The sequence below is a fragment of the Bacillus sp. MT(2024) genome (assembly GCF_036362845.1).
Classification (GTDB): domain Bacteria; phylum Bacillota; class Bacilli; order Bacillales; family Bacillaceae; genus Bacillus; species Bacillus velezensis.
In genome coordinates, this window is record NZ_CP143632.1 from 2,185,381 (window position 1) to 2,200,080 (window position 14,700).

16 protein-coding genes are annotated in these 14,700 nt (G+C 47.9%); 1 reads left to right on the forward strand and 15 read right to left on the reverse strand.

Translation table 11 applies throughout. The annotated features are described in order from the left end of the window. Positions 1–7: 7 nt before the first annotated feature. The 13 genes from tseB to VP472_RS10715 all read right to left on the reverse strand — a co-directional run bounded on the left by tseB (position 8) and on the right by VP472_RS10715 (position 11,633). Positions 8–493: a cell wall elongation/penicillin-binding protein regulator TseB gene (gene tseB, locus VP472_RS10655; RefSeq protein WP_014305291.1), complete on the reverse strand. Its 486-nt coding sequence runs from the start codon at positions 491–493 to the stop codon at positions 8–10. A gap of 9 nt (positions 494–502) precedes the next feature. Next, positions 503–673 (reverse strand): YpmA family protein, encoded by a 171-nt coding sequence (locus tag VP472_RS10660; protein WP_003153512.1) that lies wholly within the window; start codon positions 671–673, stop codon positions 503–505. A gap of 147 nt (positions 674–820) precedes the next feature. Then, a complete protein-coding gene (gene dinG / locus VP472_RS10665) occupies positions 821–3,607 on the reverse strand; it encodes an ATP-dependent DNA helicase DinG (RefSeq protein ID WP_043867238.1) in 2,787 nt (928 codons plus the stop codon). Between the two features lie 121 nt (positions 3,608–3,728). Further along, complete coding sequence (panD, locus tag VP472_RS10670; protein ID WP_003153510.1) at positions 3,729–4,112, reverse strand: aspartate 1-decarboxylase; 384 nt, start codon at positions 4,110–4,112, stop codon at positions 3,729–3,731. Between the two features lies 1 nt (position 4,113). Then, entirely contained in the window at positions 4,114–4,974 is an 861-nt protein-coding gene (gene panC, locus VP472_RS10675) for a pantoate--beta-alanine ligase (RefSeq protein WP_003153508.1), read from the reverse strand. A 3-nt stretch (positions 4,975–4,977) separates the two neighbouring features. After that, positions 4,978–5,811 (reverse strand): 3-methyl-2-oxobutanoate hydroxymethyltransferase, encoded by an 834-nt coding sequence (gene panB, locus VP472_RS10680; protein ID WP_070082024.1) that lies wholly within the window; start codon positions 5,809–5,811, stop codon positions 4,978–4,980. 244 nt (positions 5,812–6,055) lie between these two features. After that, entirely contained in the window at positions 6,056–7,033 is a 978-nt protein-coding gene (locus VP472_RS10685) for a biotin--[acetyl-CoA-carboxylase] ligase (RefSeq protein ID WP_146277072.1), read from the reverse strand. Continuing rightward, the gene (locus tag VP472_RS10690) at positions 7,018–8,208 is read right to left on the reverse strand and encodes a CCA tRNA nucleotidyltransferase (RefSeq protein WP_146277074.1); all 1,191 of its coding nucleotides are present in this window, start codon (positions 8,206–8,208) and stop codon (positions 7,018–7,020) included. The genes VP472_RS10685 and VP472_RS10690 overlap by 16 nt, the downstream gene beginning before the upstream one ends. Before the next feature lie 4 nt (positions 8,209–8,212). Beyond that, positions 8,213–9,346: an N-acetyl-alpha-D-glucosaminyl L-malate synthase BshA gene (bshA, locus tag VP472_RS10695; protein WP_020955989.1), complete on the reverse strand. Its 1,134-nt coding sequence runs from the start codon at positions 9,344–9,346 to the stop codon at positions 8,213–8,215. After that, on the reverse strand, positions 9,343–10,056 hold the full coding sequence (bshB1, locus tag VP472_RS10700; protein WP_003153501.1) for a bacillithiol biosynthesis deacetylase BshB1: 714 nt from the start codon (positions 10,054–10,056) through the stop codon (positions 9,343–9,345). The genes bshA and bshB1 overlap by 4 nt, the downstream gene beginning before the upstream one ends. After that, positions 10,049–10,462, reverse strand: coding sequence for a methylglyoxal synthase (gene mgsA, locus VP472_RS10705; RefSeq protein ID WP_003153499.1), 414 nt, complete (start codon positions 10,460–10,462; stop codon positions 10,049–10,051). The genes bshB1 and mgsA overlap by 8 nt, the downstream gene beginning before the upstream one ends. A gap of 23 nt (positions 10,463–10,485) precedes the next feature. Further along, complete coding sequence (gene dapB / locus VP472_RS10710) at positions 10,486–11,289, reverse strand: 4-hydroxy-tetrahydrodipicolinate reductase (RefSeq protein WP_003153497.1); 804 nt, start codon at positions 11,287–11,289, stop codon at positions 10,486–10,488. A gap of 8 nt (positions 11,290–11,297) precedes the next feature. Further along, a complete protein-coding gene (locus VP472_RS10715; protein ID WP_003153495.1) occupies positions 11,298–11,633 on the reverse strand; it encodes a nucleotide pyrophosphohydrolase in 336 nt (111 codons plus the stop codon). A 142-nt stretch (positions 11,634–11,775) separates the two neighbouring features. On the opposite strand from VP472_RS10715, the gene VP472_RS10720 reads away from it, so the two are divergent. Next, positions 11,776–12,648, forward strand: a complete 873-nt coding sequence (locus VP472_RS10720) for a YitT family protein (protein WP_003153493.1) — start codon at positions 11,776–11,778, stop codon at positions 12,646–12,648. 23 nt (positions 12,649–12,671) lie between these two features. On the opposite strand, the gene VP472_RS10725 is transcribed toward VP472_RS10720, so the two are convergent. Together VP472_RS10725 and ypjB are read right to left on the reverse strand one after the other, a co-directional pair. After that, on the reverse strand, positions 12,672–13,847 hold the full coding sequence (locus VP472_RS10725) for an oxalate decarboxylase family bicupin (protein ID WP_146277076.1): 1,176 nt from the start codon (positions 13,845–13,847) through the stop codon (positions 12,672–12,674). A 29-nt stretch (positions 13,848–13,876) separates the two neighbouring features. Then, positions 13,877–14,659, reverse strand: coding sequence for a sporulation protein YpjB (ypjB, locus tag VP472_RS10730; protein ID WP_052586201.1), 783 nt, complete (start codon positions 14,657–14,659; stop codon positions 13,877–13,879). Positions 14,660–14,700 lie beyond the last annotated feature (41 nt).

Sequence of the window (14,700 nt, forward strand, 5' to 3'; positions counted from 1 at the left end):
ATACGTCTCACGGTGTAATGTTTTTGAGAATCTTGCCGCTTGTAAAGTCCACATAGCTAAAGCTATACTGTCCGCTTTTGTTGATATAGGTCACTTCCCATAACGGAACATTGTTTTCTCTCGCCGGGTGAACGCCATTCAGCTTGGAAACAAGCCCTTCGTCCCGAACGATCTTGGCAGCCTTGCCGCTTGAAATGCCGTCACTGGCTTTTTTCGAGAGAATTTTTGCTTTTTTGTCGGCCGGAACCCATACATACATATCTTTTCCATGTTTATCCGTTCCGGTAACAACATAATATTTCTGTTTGCCGACAAAGGTCTCCACTTTCTCAGCATCTGTCAGATTCGTTTTTTCTTTAGCGGCTGCGGCAGCTGTTTCGTGGCCTTCTTCTTTTTGAGCCATTGCAGATTTAAAAATGCTGGCCGAAAATAAAAGAACTGCTAAAAAAATAATACCAAATACGGCTGTAAATATTAATGCTTTTTTTCTCATCTTTTTCACCTATGTGCGATAAATGGTGAAGACCGCTTCATTTTGATTTTCTTCGTCGAGCGCAAGGCCGAACATCAGGTTGTCCCGTTTCAAAGTCCGGTTTAATGTATCGACGATTTTATATAAATCATCTGAATGCTCCACATTAATCGTTGACAGAATTTCAATTTTGCTTTCCATTTTTATACCCTCCATCGGTCGAACAAATTTTGTTAGTCATAACGGGATGCGCCCGCGGCATAATAAAATCACAAGGCGGCATGAACCCGCTTTTACTATAAAAACAATTCCTCATCCCACACCACGAAAGCCGCGTTTATGCGGCTTTTATTCCGTTTGGCTGACATAAGCCCCGAGCTCGGCATCCGTCAGCTCCAAAAGGGATGAAGTCGGGAGCGCTTCAAGAAACAGCCGTCCGTATCCCGCCGTCTTTACACGCTGATCTAAAAGAACGATCGTTCCCTTGTCTCCCGCCGTACGGAGCAGGCGCCCGATCCCCTGTCTGAACGTTAACACGGCCTCAGGCAGGGAAATCGTCTGAAACGGATTTTTCCCCTGCTTCTTGGCAAATTCGCATTTTGCGGCGTGAAGCGGATTATCAGGCGCCCTGAAAGGAAGTCTTGCGATCATGACGGTTGACAATTCATCCCCCGGAAAATCAACGCCTTCCCAGAAATGATTCGTCCCGAGCAAAATCGCCCGGCTTGCCGTTTTAAAGGTTTTCATTAATTTACCGGGACTCCCGCCTGAAATACCTTGGGCGAGAAGCTGAATGCCTGAGATCTCCATACTAAGTTTCAGTTCCTGATACACTTTTTTCAGCATATCATGAGAGGTAAACAGGACAAGGATCTTCGGCTGTTTTCCCTTTGACATGATTTCTGCATACTTGGCAATATGCTCAATGACTTCCCGCTCCCCGTCATATTTAACGGATTTCATCTCTTTCGGAATGATGACATTCATCTGATCATCGTAAGAAAAAGGAGACGGGATGCTTTTGGTGCGCGGATAAAAATCCGCAAGTCCGAGCCTTTCAATCATAAATTGAAAAGACTGCTCCACCATTAAGGTCGCTGATGTGAGCACAACGCTTTTTTTGCGGGCGAAAAACTGGTCTGCCAGCATTTCACCGGGCTCCAAAGGCTGCGCATAGATGCTGACGGCATTTTTTGCGCCCTTCGCATCAATTTCAACCCAAACGGCTTCTTTCTCATCATTTTCAAACAGCAGCCTGCTGAACGTATCGCGATATTCTTTCAGCCCCCTGATACACTTTACATATTCGCCCGCTAAAAAAGCCGCTCCGCTTTTCATCTGATCAAGCTTTTGATGTAACAGTTTCTCCTGTACGGAAAACATGTCAAGCAGCTGATCCAGCATCGCACAAAGCCGCTCCGCTCCGTCCGTTATCATGTGAAACCCTTTATCCTGGCTTTTATGATTGAGACTATAGACGAGACGGTTCAGATCGTCTTTAGGTTTTCTTCGTTTGACAAAAGAATGCACTGAACTGAAAAATGCGTCGCTTTCCGATTGAATATGTTTCATCCACTCATCGGCGTCAAAAAAACTTTCCGCCGGCAGTTCATACGTATAAAACAGTTTTCTCATCCGCTTTAACAGTCCGTGTTCCTTTAAGGTCCCGATTCGGCTGAGCTTTGTGTGCAGTCCGATGTATGAAGCTCTCTTCCCCAGGTGCTCGCTGGCGGCGCGTTCGAAATGATGCGCTTCATCAATGATGACCGTTCCGCTTGCAGGCAGTTTTTTCGTTTCACTGCTTTGATCTGAAAACAGCAAAGCATGGTTTGTGATAATCAGATCTGCGGCCTGCGCTTTTTCTTTAGCCCGTTCATAAAACCCGGCAGCCGAGTCCTTCCCTTTTTTCATAAAAGAATTCTCATCGTAAGCCATGCGCTCCCACAGCAATCTGCCGCCTGATGGAAGATTCAGTTCAGCGGCGTCGCCCGTTTCAGTCTCCGTCAGCCAGACGAGAAGCTGCGCTTTCGTCAAAACGGCATCATAGTTGTCATCTTCCTCATGCAGAATATGTTCAAACTTAGGCAGGCACAGATAATGTGATTTCCCTTTTAAAATAGCGGCTTTGACCGGCCAAGGAAACATACGCTCCAAAAGCGGAAGATCTTTAGACATGATCTGCTGCTGCAAAAGAGTAGAGTATGTGCTGATAATGACGGGAGTTTGTTCCGCTTTGGCAAATAAAACAGCCGGAACGAGATAACCGATCGTTTTTCCGATGCCGGGCGCCGCTTCAATCAGCGCATGCTCCCGATTGCGGAAGGCGCCAAGCACTTCATCCATCATCGAAAGCTGCCCTTTCCTCTTTTCATAGCGGGGGATGATGCCGGACAAGATCTGTTCTTTTTCTTCGTTCCACTTTTCAAGGTCAATGGCCGCATTCACCGGACGGGAAACCGGAATGTGATCGGGCTCTTTAATTGAAAAAGAGGCGTATGGAATGCAGCTCTTTTCTTCCGCCGGCCTGCTTTCATGTATAAAAGAATCCAAAAGCAGCGTCAAATCGCTGATAAAATGCTGTGAAAGCCTTCTAAGCTGCTTTAACGTCGGTAAAGGCAAATGTTTCAGTTTATGTAAAATGTCTAAAAAGACCAGACCCGTAACCTCCGCATCGCTGTCTGCGCGGTGAGGGCGGTCATGAACAATATTCAGCTCTGCGCACAACTCACCGAGCTTATATCCTTCAAACCCCGGGAAAACAATACGCGAAAGCTCAACCGTATCAAGCACTTCACAATCCGGCAGCTCATAGCCCGCTTCGCTCAGTTCATGCCGGACAAATCCGAGGTCGAAATGAATATTGTGGGCAACAAAATACGCGCCGTCAAGCAGATGAAAAATCTCCTCTGCGACCGCTTCAAACGGCAGTTCATTTTCAACCATTCCGGACGAAATTCCGGTCAGCTGTTCAATAAACGGCGGGATGGCCTGATTCGGATTGATATATTTTGAAAACCGCTCAGTTATTTGTCCATTTTCAATGACAACCGCTGCGATTTGAATGATTTTATCGCCCTTTTTCGGCGAATTTCCTGTTGTTTCGACATCTATGACAACGAACCGTTGTTTGTTCATTAAAATGGACACCTCAATTCTTGCATACGAGAAAAGTGTAACACGTTTTGTTGAGAAATGGAGCGGAAAAACAGCTTTTGCCCCTAAATCTTAAAAGAAAACCCCCATGAAGGGGGCTCTTTTACAAAATCGTGTGTGCCGGTTCCTGACCCAGCATCTGCTCGATTTTATTCTGATCATCCAGAACGGCCACCTTCGGCTGATGGCTTTTTGCTTCCTGATCAGACATCATTTGATAAGAAATAATAATGACTTTATCTCCTTCTTGGACGAGACGGGCGGCAGCTCCGTTTAAACAGATGACGCCGCTCCCCCGCTTACCGGGAATAATATACGTTTCAAGTCTCGCCCCGTTATTATTATTCACAATCTGAACTTTTTCATTAGCGAGCATTCCGACGGCATCTAAAAGATCTTCATCAATCGTTATGCTGCCGACATAGTTTAAATTGGCTTCCGTCACGGTAGCGCGGTGCAGTTTTCCGGCCATCATAGTGCGGTACATATTATGATCTCTCCCATTCATCAATATCAATAATGATATTATCAATCAGTCTTGCTTTAGAAAATTGGACGGCGCAGGCCAGAATGACCTTGCCGTTTAATGTTTTAAGCGGAGTCAGCTCCGGATAAGCGTACAGTTCGGCATAATCAATGACGCCGCTTGTGTTTTCGATGATATCGGTGACGGTTTTTATAACGGTTTCCGGATTTCTTTCACCGTCTCTGACCAGTTCAGCACCTTGCTGCAATGCTTTATAGATCATCGGCGCTTCTTTGCGTTCCTGCTCAGTCAGATAGACGTTGCGAGAGCTTTTGGCAAGTCCGTCTTCTTCTCTGACCGTGTCCACTGCAACCAATTCGATATCCATAAAGAAATCCTCAATCAATCCGTCCACAACCGCTGCCTGCTGGGCATCTTTCAGGCCGAAGTAGGCGCGGGTCGGTTTAACGAGATTGAAAAACTTCGTCAGCACAGTGGCCACTCCGTCAAAATGGCCGACGCGGGAGGCACCGCACAACACGTCAGTTCTCCTTTTCACTTGCACGGCAACATTTTGCTCGCCTTTATACATGTCACTTGGAGACGGCGTAAACAAAACATCTGCTCCCGCCTGTTCTGCAAGCCGGGCATCGCGCTTTAAATCTCGCGGATATGCTTCGTAATCCTCGCCCGGTCCGAATTGAGTCGGATTGACAAAGATGCTCATCACGACAATATCGTTTTCTTTGTTTGCTTTTTCAACCAGCGTCAGGTGTCCTTCATGAAGAAAACCCATTGTCGGGACGAATCCGATCGTCCGGCCTTCTGAGCGGTATTGTGCAATTAATTCTTTCAGCTGTTGAGTTTCTGTCAGTTGTTTCATCGCTTACTTTCCTCCGTACAAGCCTTGCAGCACAGTTTGGTTTATCTGAAAGGAATGCTTTTCTTCCGGGAAAACCCGTTCTTTCACATCACGGACATAATCGCTGAGGGCCGACTCAATCGTGCCGTCGATTTTGGCGTATTGCTTCACGAACTTCGGTGTTCTGTCCACGCCGTGGCCGACGACGTCATGATAGACAAGGACTTGGCCGTCCGCTTTTGAACCGGCTCCGATTCCGATGACGGGAATGGATACTTCTTCTATTATTTTAGCAGTCAGTTCAGCAGGCACACATTCAAGCACGAGCATCATCGCTCCCGCCTGCTCGCATTTGATGCTGTCTTCAATGAGCTTTTTCGCGCTTTGCTCATCTTTTCCCTGCACTTTATATCCGCCTAATACGCCGACAGACTGCGGTGTGAGGCCTAAATGGCTGACGACGGGAATTCCGCCGAGAGTCAGCGCGCGGATGGATTCGAAAACGCCGTCTCCGCCTTCCAGCTTTAACGCGTCCGCGCCGCTTTCCTGAATAATGGCCGCGGCGTTTTTCAATGTATCCTCTTTTGAAAGGTGGTAAGACATAAACGGCATGTCAGTTACGATAAACGTATTTTTCGCACCGCGTTTTACCGCTTTTGTATGGTGAATCATATCACTGACCGTTACGCCGACGGTTGAATCGAGTCCGAGCACGACCATTCCGAGCGAATCCCCGACTAAAATCATGTCGACTCCCGCCTGTTCCGCAAGCTTTGCCTGCGGATAATCGTAAGCGGTCAGCATCACGATCGGCTCTCCGTTTTCCTTCATTTTCATGAAATCCAGTTTTGTTTTCATTCTGTTTCTCCTCCTCTAAACGGTGAGGAGATGAGCCGCCAATTCTTCGCAAGCAAAAAAGCCTTCTGTAAAATAAGAAGGATTCCCACTTGTTTAACGTTCGGCGAATGTCATCCCTCTGTCCCAGTCCTTTTTTGGATCAAGGCAGACTTTTCGTAATCTCTGTTCTGCTGATCAGGTGCAGTTCATTATGATACTGCCCATAGGAAGTATACCAAATTCACGAGGCTTGTACCAACTAAGATTAATTGAGCTCAATATCGGCAGAATAGATCTTCTTTATACCGTCTCTCGTTTCCAAAAGAAGAACTCCCTCATCATCAATTCCGAGCGCTTTCCCGTAAAACGTTCCTTGCAGCGTTCTCGCTCTGAGCTCGTTCCCCAGTCCGACCGCATAGCTTTCCCATAGCAGCTTGATCGGTGTAAAGCCGTGGTTCAAGTAATCCTGATAGCGTTTTTCAAAAGTCAGCAGAATCTCTTGTATCAGACCCGCTCTGTCAATTTTTTCGCCGGCTTCCATGCTCAGGCTCGTCGCAATGTCCTGAAGCTCGCCGGGAAAATCGATTTCCTGCTGGTTCACGTTGATGCCGATCCCGAGAATAACCGAACGGACACGGTCTTCTTCCGCCTGCAGCTCAGTTAAAATCCCGACGGCTTTTTTGCCGTGAACCATTAAATCATTCGGCCATTTAATGGCGGCCTGTACACCTGTAAAAGCCTCGATGGCCTGTACGACCGCAACGGCGGATAACAGGGTGAGCTGCGGCGTTTTTTGCAAAGGAACGTCGGGTCTCAGAATGAGGCTCATCCAAATCCCGTTTCCCTCCTGTGAATGCCATACTCTGGCCATTCTTCCTCTGCCTGCCGTTTGTTTATCGGCGACTACGAGGGTCCCTTCCGGCGCGCCGTCATTGGCAAGTTCATGAGCGGTTTTTTGGGTGGACGGCAGGACGTCCCGGTAATGAAGCTGTTTGCCCAAAACTTCTGTTTTCAGTCCGAAACGGATTTCGGATTCACTGAGTTTCCCCGGTTTTTTAATGAGCCTGTACCCTTTTCGTCTGACCGCCTCAACCTCATACCCCTCTTTGCGGAGCTCCTCTATATGTTTCCAAACGGCGGTTCTCGAGCAGCCGAGCGCGTCACTTATTTTCTGCCCGGAGATAAAGCCGTCACCCGCCTCAGAAAATAAATCAATTAATCGGGTTCTTAATGTTGATCCCATGATGCGAGCCACTCCTTTATGTCATGTTTTCGGTTAGGAAGCTTCCCTGCCAATACCGCTTCTTCAATCCGGCGAAGTTCTTCGGCCACCCATTTACCCGCGCGGCGGTTTCTGAGCTCCATCAGATCAGCTCCTGAAATGTCGAGGTCTCGAAGGCTTTTGATCGGCAGCTGCTCATACAGGCTCTGAACCTCTTTCAGCTTTTGTTCATCAATCGTCTTATGCTGTTTCAGCATCCCGATTTTAACGGCTGAAAACAGAACCTCTCCCGCCCGGTACATCGCTTCTGCTTCCAGCTGCGCCGGATAAACGCTTATGATCTGCACCGCTTTTTTTATGACTTTTCCCGGCAGTTTCCATTGTTTTAAAAACGCCTCGGCACTTTTCGGACAAAGACCGAGAAACAATAACAGCGCTGCCCAGCGTTCTTCGCGTGCATCTAAAGAAGAAAACGGAAAGCCGCTTGCTTCAAGCATTTGCTGCTCATAACCGGAAAGGCCGGGCAGCTCTTGTATCAGACCTGTCTGCACCATCGTTTGAATCGCTTCTTGTGAGAAAGCGCCCTGCATCAGCTTTTCAAACTCGACGGTCTTTCGTTCTACTGATACATGTGCCATAAGCTCCCTGTCTTTTATGACGGCCTCTCTTGTATCTTTTTCTAACAGAAAGCCGAGCTGACTCATAAAGCGGACGGCTCTCATCATCCGCAGAGCGTCTTCCCGAAAACGGTCTTCAGGGTTACCTACCGTACGGATCAGCTTTTGTCCGATATCATGTGCGCCTCCGAAATAATCAAGCAGCTCTCCTTCGGCAGACATCGCCATCGCATTAATCGTTAAGTCTCTCCGCTTTAAGTCTTCTGATAAAGAAGTAATGAACCGCACAGCTTCAGGGCGCCGGTAGTCCTTATATTCTGATTCGGCACGAAAAGTGGTGACTTCATAGGTTTCATCTTCCCACAGGACGATGACGGTGCCGTGCTCTTTTCCTACATCGACAGTCCGCTTAAAGAGGCGCTCCACCTCATTCGGCAAAGCGCTGGTTGCGATGTCCACATCACCTATTTTTCGTTTCATATAGCTGTCTCTGACGGCTCCCCCGACAAAGTACGCCTGATGGCCCGCCTTCATCAGATGATGAAGGATGGGGAGGGCTTTGACAAATTCCTGTTCCATAAGATCACTCCGGTCCTGCCAATTCGTCATAAATCCGTTCATACTGACTGACGATTCTTTGCGAAGAAAAGGCGGTCTCCACCATTTTCAGCGCATGATCAGTCAATCGTTTGCTGAGCTGTTTATCTTCTAAAACAGCAAGCGCCTTTTCAGATGCCGCCTGAATATCGCCGACTTCCACCAGAAAACCGCTTACTTGATCTTTAATCACTTCGGGGATGCCGCCGATATTTGTTCCGATACACGGCACGCCGCAGGCCATCGCCTCAAGGAGGACGAGTCCGAAACTTTCTTTTTCAGACAGAAGGAGCTTAAGATCGCTGATGGAATACAGCTCTTCCACCCTGTCCTGATTTCCGAGGAGCAGCACTTGATCCTGCAGTCCGTATTTTTCGACAAGCTGCCAAGCGACGCACTTTTCCGGTCCGTCACCGACAAGCAGGAGCTTCGCCTTTGTGTTGGCTGCGATATTACGGAAAACGCGGATGACATCTTTAACACGTTTTACTTTTCTGAAGTTCGAAACATGGATGACGACCTTTTCATCCGGCAAAATACCATGTTTCTCTTTTATACTCTCTGTATTTTTCTTAAGATAAACACGTTCATCAATAAAGTTGTAGATGGTCTCAATTTTTTTATCCGGCTTAATTAAGTCATATGTTTCTCCGGCAAGCGCGGTTGATACCGCCGTCACTCTGTCGGACGCTTCGATGGCAAAACGGATTAAATCTTTTAATGACGGATCATATCCTAAAACGGTGATGTCCGTACCGTGAAGCGTCGTCACGATGCCGATGTCACGCTTGAGCATCTGCTTGGCGAGATAAGCGCATACCGCATGCGGCAGCGCATAATGCGCGTGAATGATATCAAGATTTTCCCTCGCGGCCACCTCGGCGATTTTGCTCGCCAGCGTAAGGTCATAAGGCGGATATTTAAATACCGCGTATTGGTTGACTTCCACCTCATGAAAATGAATATTCGGATGATATGTATTTAATCTGAACGGGATGCTTGATGTGATGAAATGAACCTGGTGCCCTTTTTCCGCAAGCAGCTTGCCGAGTTCCGTCGCAATAATACCCGAGCCTCCGACACTCGGGTAGCATGTAATCCCTATTTTTAATGGTCTCATTGTCCGCCCCCAAAAACATCATCATTCAAAACGGGAAGCTGTTTTGAAAAGAAGCCTTCAGCATACCCCGTCCCGGCTTCTTTGCCATACAGTCTTTCCCGCGCTTCCACCATTTCGATATAACCGTTGGTCAGCGGTGTGTTCACTGACTGCGCCGTAGGAATAAACTGGCTTTGATAGGCGTGCAGGCTTTCTTTTTTCAGATCGATGGTTTCCGTTATGTCGATTACAAAGTCCGGACGGTGAAACCCGTTGATCATATAATAGTATACGCGCTGAGCCTTATGAGCCGGCAGTTCCTGATGATCTCTGTATTTATGAATTCCCGCCGAGAACACCGCCTCTTCGACCAAAGCCGCCGCATTGCCGTGGTCAGGATGGCGGTCTTTCGGATAAGGCATGAAAACGGTTTTCGGCCGGCAGGCTCTGATGACACTGACAATCCGGCGGATGCCGTCCTCACTTTTCAAAAGCCCGCGGTCGGGAAGCGTAAGCTGGATTCTCTCTTTTACGCCGAGAATTCGTGCCGCCTCTGCCGCTTCTTCTTTTCTTATCCCTACCGTTCCGTTAGATGATAGTTCGGCCTCGGTCAAATCGCATATCACCGCGGTTTTCCCTTGAGCCGTAAATTTTGCGATCGTGCCGCCCATACCGATCTCGACATCATCACTATGGGCGCCGAACGCCAGGATATCAACGTGTTCAGACATTCGGCTCTCCTCCGCGCACAAGATTGCGGAAATCAAATGCCCCGCCGTCCAGCGTCCGGACGAGTATTTCAGCTGTTCCCATATTTGTGGCGAGCGGGATCGCGTATACGTCACACAGCCGGATCAGCGCCGAGACATCCGGTTCGTGAGGCTGCGCAGTTAACGGATCGCGCAGAAAAATGACGAGATCCAGGGCATTTGCCGCAATCAATGCGCCGATTTGCTGATCTCCGCCGAGCGGGCCGGATTGAAAACGTTCAACGGACAATCCGGTCGCTTCCTGGATTTTTAAGCCTGTCGTACCCGTCGCGTATAACTCATGATGGCTCAATATATCTTTATATGCGGTCGTAAACTGAACCATATCCTGCTTTTTTTTATCGTGAGCAATCAAAGCAATTTTCATTTGATGTTCTCCCCCTTGCCGATTCAGTCGATAATATTTTCGAGTCCGTATACAAGCTGGTCGATTTTCATCACTTGCTCCACTGACAGCTTCACTCCTGACATAAAGGAAGCCCGGTTATAGGAGTCATGGCGCAGTTTCAGTGTCTGGCCGTCCATGCCGAACATGACTTCCTGATGGGCGATAAGGCCCGGCAGACGCACGCTGTGAAGGCGGATGCCGTTTAATTCAGCACCGCGGGCGCCCGGCAGAATTTCTTTTTCATCAGGATGGCCCTGCTGCTTTTCTGTACGGACGCTTGAAATCATTTCCGCTGTTTTCAGCGCCGTTCCGCTCGGGGCATCCAGCTTTTGATCATGATGAAGCTCAATGATTTCTACATCTTCAAAATAGTTGGCGGCCATTTGTGAGAACTTCATCATCAGCACCGCGCCCAATGCAAAATTCGGAGCGATGATAGCGCCGATTCCTTTTTCTTCAGTCAAAGCTTGAAGCTCCTCTAAATCCGCTTCAGAAAATCCGGTCGTTCCCACAACGGGGCGGACGCCGTGTTCAAGAGCGGCTTTCGTATGTTTTTTGCCGATTTCAGGCGTTGTCAAATCGATCAGTACATCCGGTTTTGTTTCTTGGAAACATGCGCGGATATCCGTATAAATAAGAGCGTCTGAATCAGCTGACATCACTTCCCGCAATGTTTGCTGATCGTATGTATGGTCAATGGCGCCGACAAGCTCAAAATGAGGCGTGCGGACGGCAAGTTTTACGGCCTCCTGGCCCATTCTGCCTCTCGGTCCGGCAATGACGACTTTAATGGTTTCATTTGACATGGTTTCTCCTACTTTCCTTCTTCTTTTCTAGTCCAGCGGTCTTTATCACGTGTATTAAATTTATGCATGACGCGGTTATGAGCTTCCTCCAATGAAATATCAAGGGAGTTGGCGAGGCAGATCAGAACGAACAGCACATCGCCCATTTCCTCTTCCATGCTTTTCTCATTTTCCGTCGTTTTCTTCGGCTTTTCCCCATAATAATGGTTGACTTCTCTTGCAAGTTCGCCCAGTTCTTCCGTGAGACGGGCCATCATGGCAAGCGGGCTGAAATAGCCTTCTTTGAATTGGCCGATATATTCATCGACCTCAGCTTGTAAGTCTTTCATCGTTTTGTCACTCACTGTGCGAATACCTCCTGTCATCTCTTCCATGTTAGCTAATTCAAGTACATTTGACAAATGTTAAAAACGGCAGTTTGCTGTTTTCTTTTGTATCCACTATAATATTTACGCAATCTTATGGAAGGAAAAGGGGTTTGATGCAATGCTTGGAGAAATCAGAATCAAAAACATTTGCTTTATTTTAATCGGCGCCGCTGTTTTTTCATTCGGACTGGTTCACTTTAATATGCAGAACAATTTGGCGGAAGGCGGATTTACCGGCATTACGCTGCTTTTATATGCGTTATTCCACATCAGCCCTTCTATTTCCAACCTGGTATTAAACATTCCTATCTTTTTCATCGGCTGGCGTATGCTCGGCCGGACGATGTTTGTCTATACCCTGATCGGCACCGTCTCTCTTTCCGTTTTTCTGAGTGTTTTTCAGCGCTACGAAATTCATATGCCGCTGTCGCATGATTTAGCGCTGGCCGCCTTGTTCGCCGGTGTTTTTATCGGCGCGGGTCTCGGCATTATTTTTAAATACGGCGGCACGACGGGCGGGGTCGATATCATCGCCAGGCTGATCAACAAATTTTTCGGAATCCCGATGGGCCGGACGATGTTTGCCTTTGACGCCTGTGTCATTCTGCTTTCTTTGTTTACGTATCTTTCTTACAAGGAAGCGATGTACACGCTTGTAGCCGTTTTTGTCGCTGCGAGATTGATTGATTTTATACAGGAAGGCGGCTATGCCGCAAAAGGGGCAACGATTATTTCTTCGAAAAACGATTTGATCCAGCAAAAAATCATTGAAGAGATGGAGCGCGGCGTCACCGTTTTAAAAGGACAGGGATCATATACAAAAGAAGACAGGGACGTTCTTTACTGCGTCGTTCCGAAAAACGAAATTGTGCTTTTGAAAAGCGTCATCACTTCCGTTGACCCGCACGCCTTTGTTGCAGTAAGCGACGTCCATGATGTGCTCGGCGAAGGATTTACGCTTGATGAAAATAAAAATCCGATCAGACGATAATAAAAAGGCGGCTTTTGCCGCCTTTACTGTTCGTCTTTCCATTTGACAACCGGTGATTTTTTCTTTTTCAATCGGCGGGCGAATGCCGGACTGACATTGAGCGTCTGCTCGACGAAGCGCTGCGGCGTCAGTGCCAGCCATTGATTTAAGGAGACGTCTTCGAAACGGTCGCTTTTGAAGATTTCCAGAAAGCGAAGCACGGTGTCACCGGTATTCTGAACATAATGTCCCATTGCAAAAGGAACATATCCTACGTCACCCGCTTGATAGTTAAATGTCCGCGCTCTTCCCTCCGCCGCAAACACCGTCATTTTCGCTTCTCCTGAAAGATAATACTGCCACTCGTCCGTATTGGGATGCCAATGCAATTCTCTCATGCCTCCGGGTTCGACCTCCACAAGAGCTGCGGCAATCGTTTTTGACACCTTAAACGTTTTTGAATCGACAATCTTTACTCTTCCCCCGCCGGTAACAAGAGGCTCCTGCCGGGAAAGCTTGTAGCTGAACGGCTCCAAAACGGGGCCTTCCGGGGAAGAAACTGCTGCCCGCTCAATAGGGGGAGGCGGTTCCAGCTGGAACATGTAACGCTCTTTCTTGTGAATGTAAGCCAGCTCATAACCCGGAACACCGAAGTTCGCCTCCAGCACGCTGCGCGGGGTATGGGCAAACCAGTCCGTTACTGAAAAGGTGCTGTTTTCTGAAAAAGAGCCGTCATCAAAGACGAGCAAAAACTCACTTCCCTGCTCTAATCCTTGAATGGAATGAGGAATGCCGGAAGGAAAATACCACAGGTCCCCTTCACTTACGTTATCAATAAAATTCCGCCCATTTTGATCGACCGCAGTTAAACGTACTCCTCCGTTAATCACATATCCCCATTCGGCTTCTTTATGCCAATGAAGCTCCCGCACAGCTCCCGGTTTCAGTCTCATGTTCACCGCCGCGATGTTTTTGGATACCGGCAGTTCCCTGACCGTCACCTCTCTGGACCATCCGCCGTCTTCAAGCCTCATATGCGTATCAGAAAATGAGAATTTCAAGTTTTGAACCGTTCCTGAATCCGTTGAAGGCGGAACGAGCATGTCAGGATTCTGGAAGTCACGCGCGAGGTTTCGCGGTCCTTCGTCAGTCGCCCCTTTTCTGCCTCTGATCGGCTGCGGGAGGTGTTTTGAAGCCAATTGCTGGATGAGTTTTTTCACTGGCTTAGCTCCTTTACAGCAATTTGTGTTTATTTAGACTTAGGATACTCACGCTTTTTCTCTTTCTTTTTTTCCGCTCTGTATTTTCGGTAGCCGACATATGTCAGCGCAGTAATAATGATACCGCCTGTTGTCAGAATGACCCAGAGCAGCGAAGGGTCAGCGTCATCCCGCTCCACCTTGTCAAAAACCCGCTTTAAATCCTGCTGCAGGAGCGTCAGACGCTCAAGCTTTGTTCCTTTTGTCATCTGCTGAAACCCTTCCTGCTCAATCACCTCGATATGTTTCGCCACCGTATCAAGCTGGCCGGCCGACACATCCATTGTCAGGCTGGGATAAATTAAATCATATAATGATATAAATTCATTCCACTTTTCATTGAAATTTCCACTTCCGTTTCTGCTGACATCTTCTTTTAAGGCGCTGAATGTCGCCATAATCGGTCGTTCAAGCGAACCCCACAGCGGATCGGAGTGGTCTTCCATCGCATCCATTACCAACCTGAACTGGGCGGCTGCCCGGATTTTTTCGGTATCTGAGGCGTCTGCCTGTTTCAGGACGCGCACTAAATCATTGAAACCCAGAGTCACCTGCCTGACTTCGGCGCCGCTCAGTGAGTTTACGTGTGTCATTTTTTTCTTAAAGTAGCCAAGCACTTGCAGAGCCTCATCATACTGCGAATGCCGCGTCATTTGGAAAACGGTATCCGAAAGGTCGTTCAGTTCCTTGAGACCGCCCTCATCTTCAGCTTTGGCAGTTGTGATGAAACACATAAGAGCAAGTAAAAGACAGATCGTCAGCTTTCGTTTCATAGAGGTCCCTCCCACTCCTTCTCTTTACAGAATATGAGGAG

Excerpts from the sequence above, each read along its gene's own strand:
- tseB (WP_014305291.1), bottom strand. The coding sequence starts at position 493 with ATGAGAAAAAAAGCATTAATATTTACAGCCGTATTTGGTATTATTTTT.
- VP472_RS10660 (WP_003153512.1), bottom strand. The coding sequence starts at position 673 with ATGGAAAGCAAAATTGAAATTCTGTCAACGATTAATGTGGAGCATTCA.
- dinG (WP_043867238.1), bottom strand. The coding sequence starts at position 3,607 with ATGAACAAACAACGGTTCGTTGTCATAGATGTCGAAACAACAGGAAAT.
- panD (WP_003153510.1), bottom strand. The coding sequence starts at position 4,112 with ATGTACCGCACTATGATGGCCGGAAAACTGCACCGCGCTACCGTGACG.
- panC (WP_003153508.1), bottom strand. The coding sequence starts at position 4,974 with ATGAAACAACTGACAGAAACTCAACAGCTGAAAGAATTAATTGCACAA.
- panB (WP_070082024.1), bottom strand. The coding sequence starts at position 5,811 with ATGAAAACAAAACTGGATTTCATGAAAATGAAGGAAAACGGAGAGCCG.
- VP472_RS10685 (WP_146277072.1), bottom strand. The coding sequence starts at position 7,033 with ATGGGATCAACATTAAGAACCCGATTAATTGATTTATTTTCTGAGGCG.
- VP472_RS10690 (WP_146277074.1), bottom strand. The coding sequence starts at position 8,208 with ATGGAACAGGAATTTGTCAAAGCCCTCCCCATCCTTCATCATCTGATG.
- bshA (WP_020955989.1), bottom strand. The coding sequence starts at position 9,346 with ATGAGACCATTAAAAATAGGGATTACATGCTACCCGAGTGTCGGAGGC.
- bshB1 (WP_003153501.1), bottom strand. The coding sequence starts at position 10,056 with ATGTCTGAACACGTTGATATCCTGGCGTTCGGCGCCCATAGTGATGAT.
- mgsA (WP_003153499.1), bottom strand. The coding sequence starts at position 10,462 with ATGAAAATTGCTTTGATTGCTCACGATAAAAAAAAGCAGGATATGGTT.
- dapB (WP_003153497.1), bottom strand. The coding sequence starts at position 11,289 with ATGTCAAATGAAACCATTAAAGTCGTCATTGCCGGACCGAGAGGCAGA.
- VP472_RS10720 (WP_003153493.1), top strand. The coding sequence starts at position 11,776 with ATGCTTGGAGAAATCAGAATCAAAAACATTTGCTTTATTTTAATCGGC.
- ypjB (WP_052586201.1), bottom strand. The coding sequence starts at position 14,659 with ATGAAACGAAAGCTGACGATCTGTCTTTTACTTGCTCTTATGTGTTTC.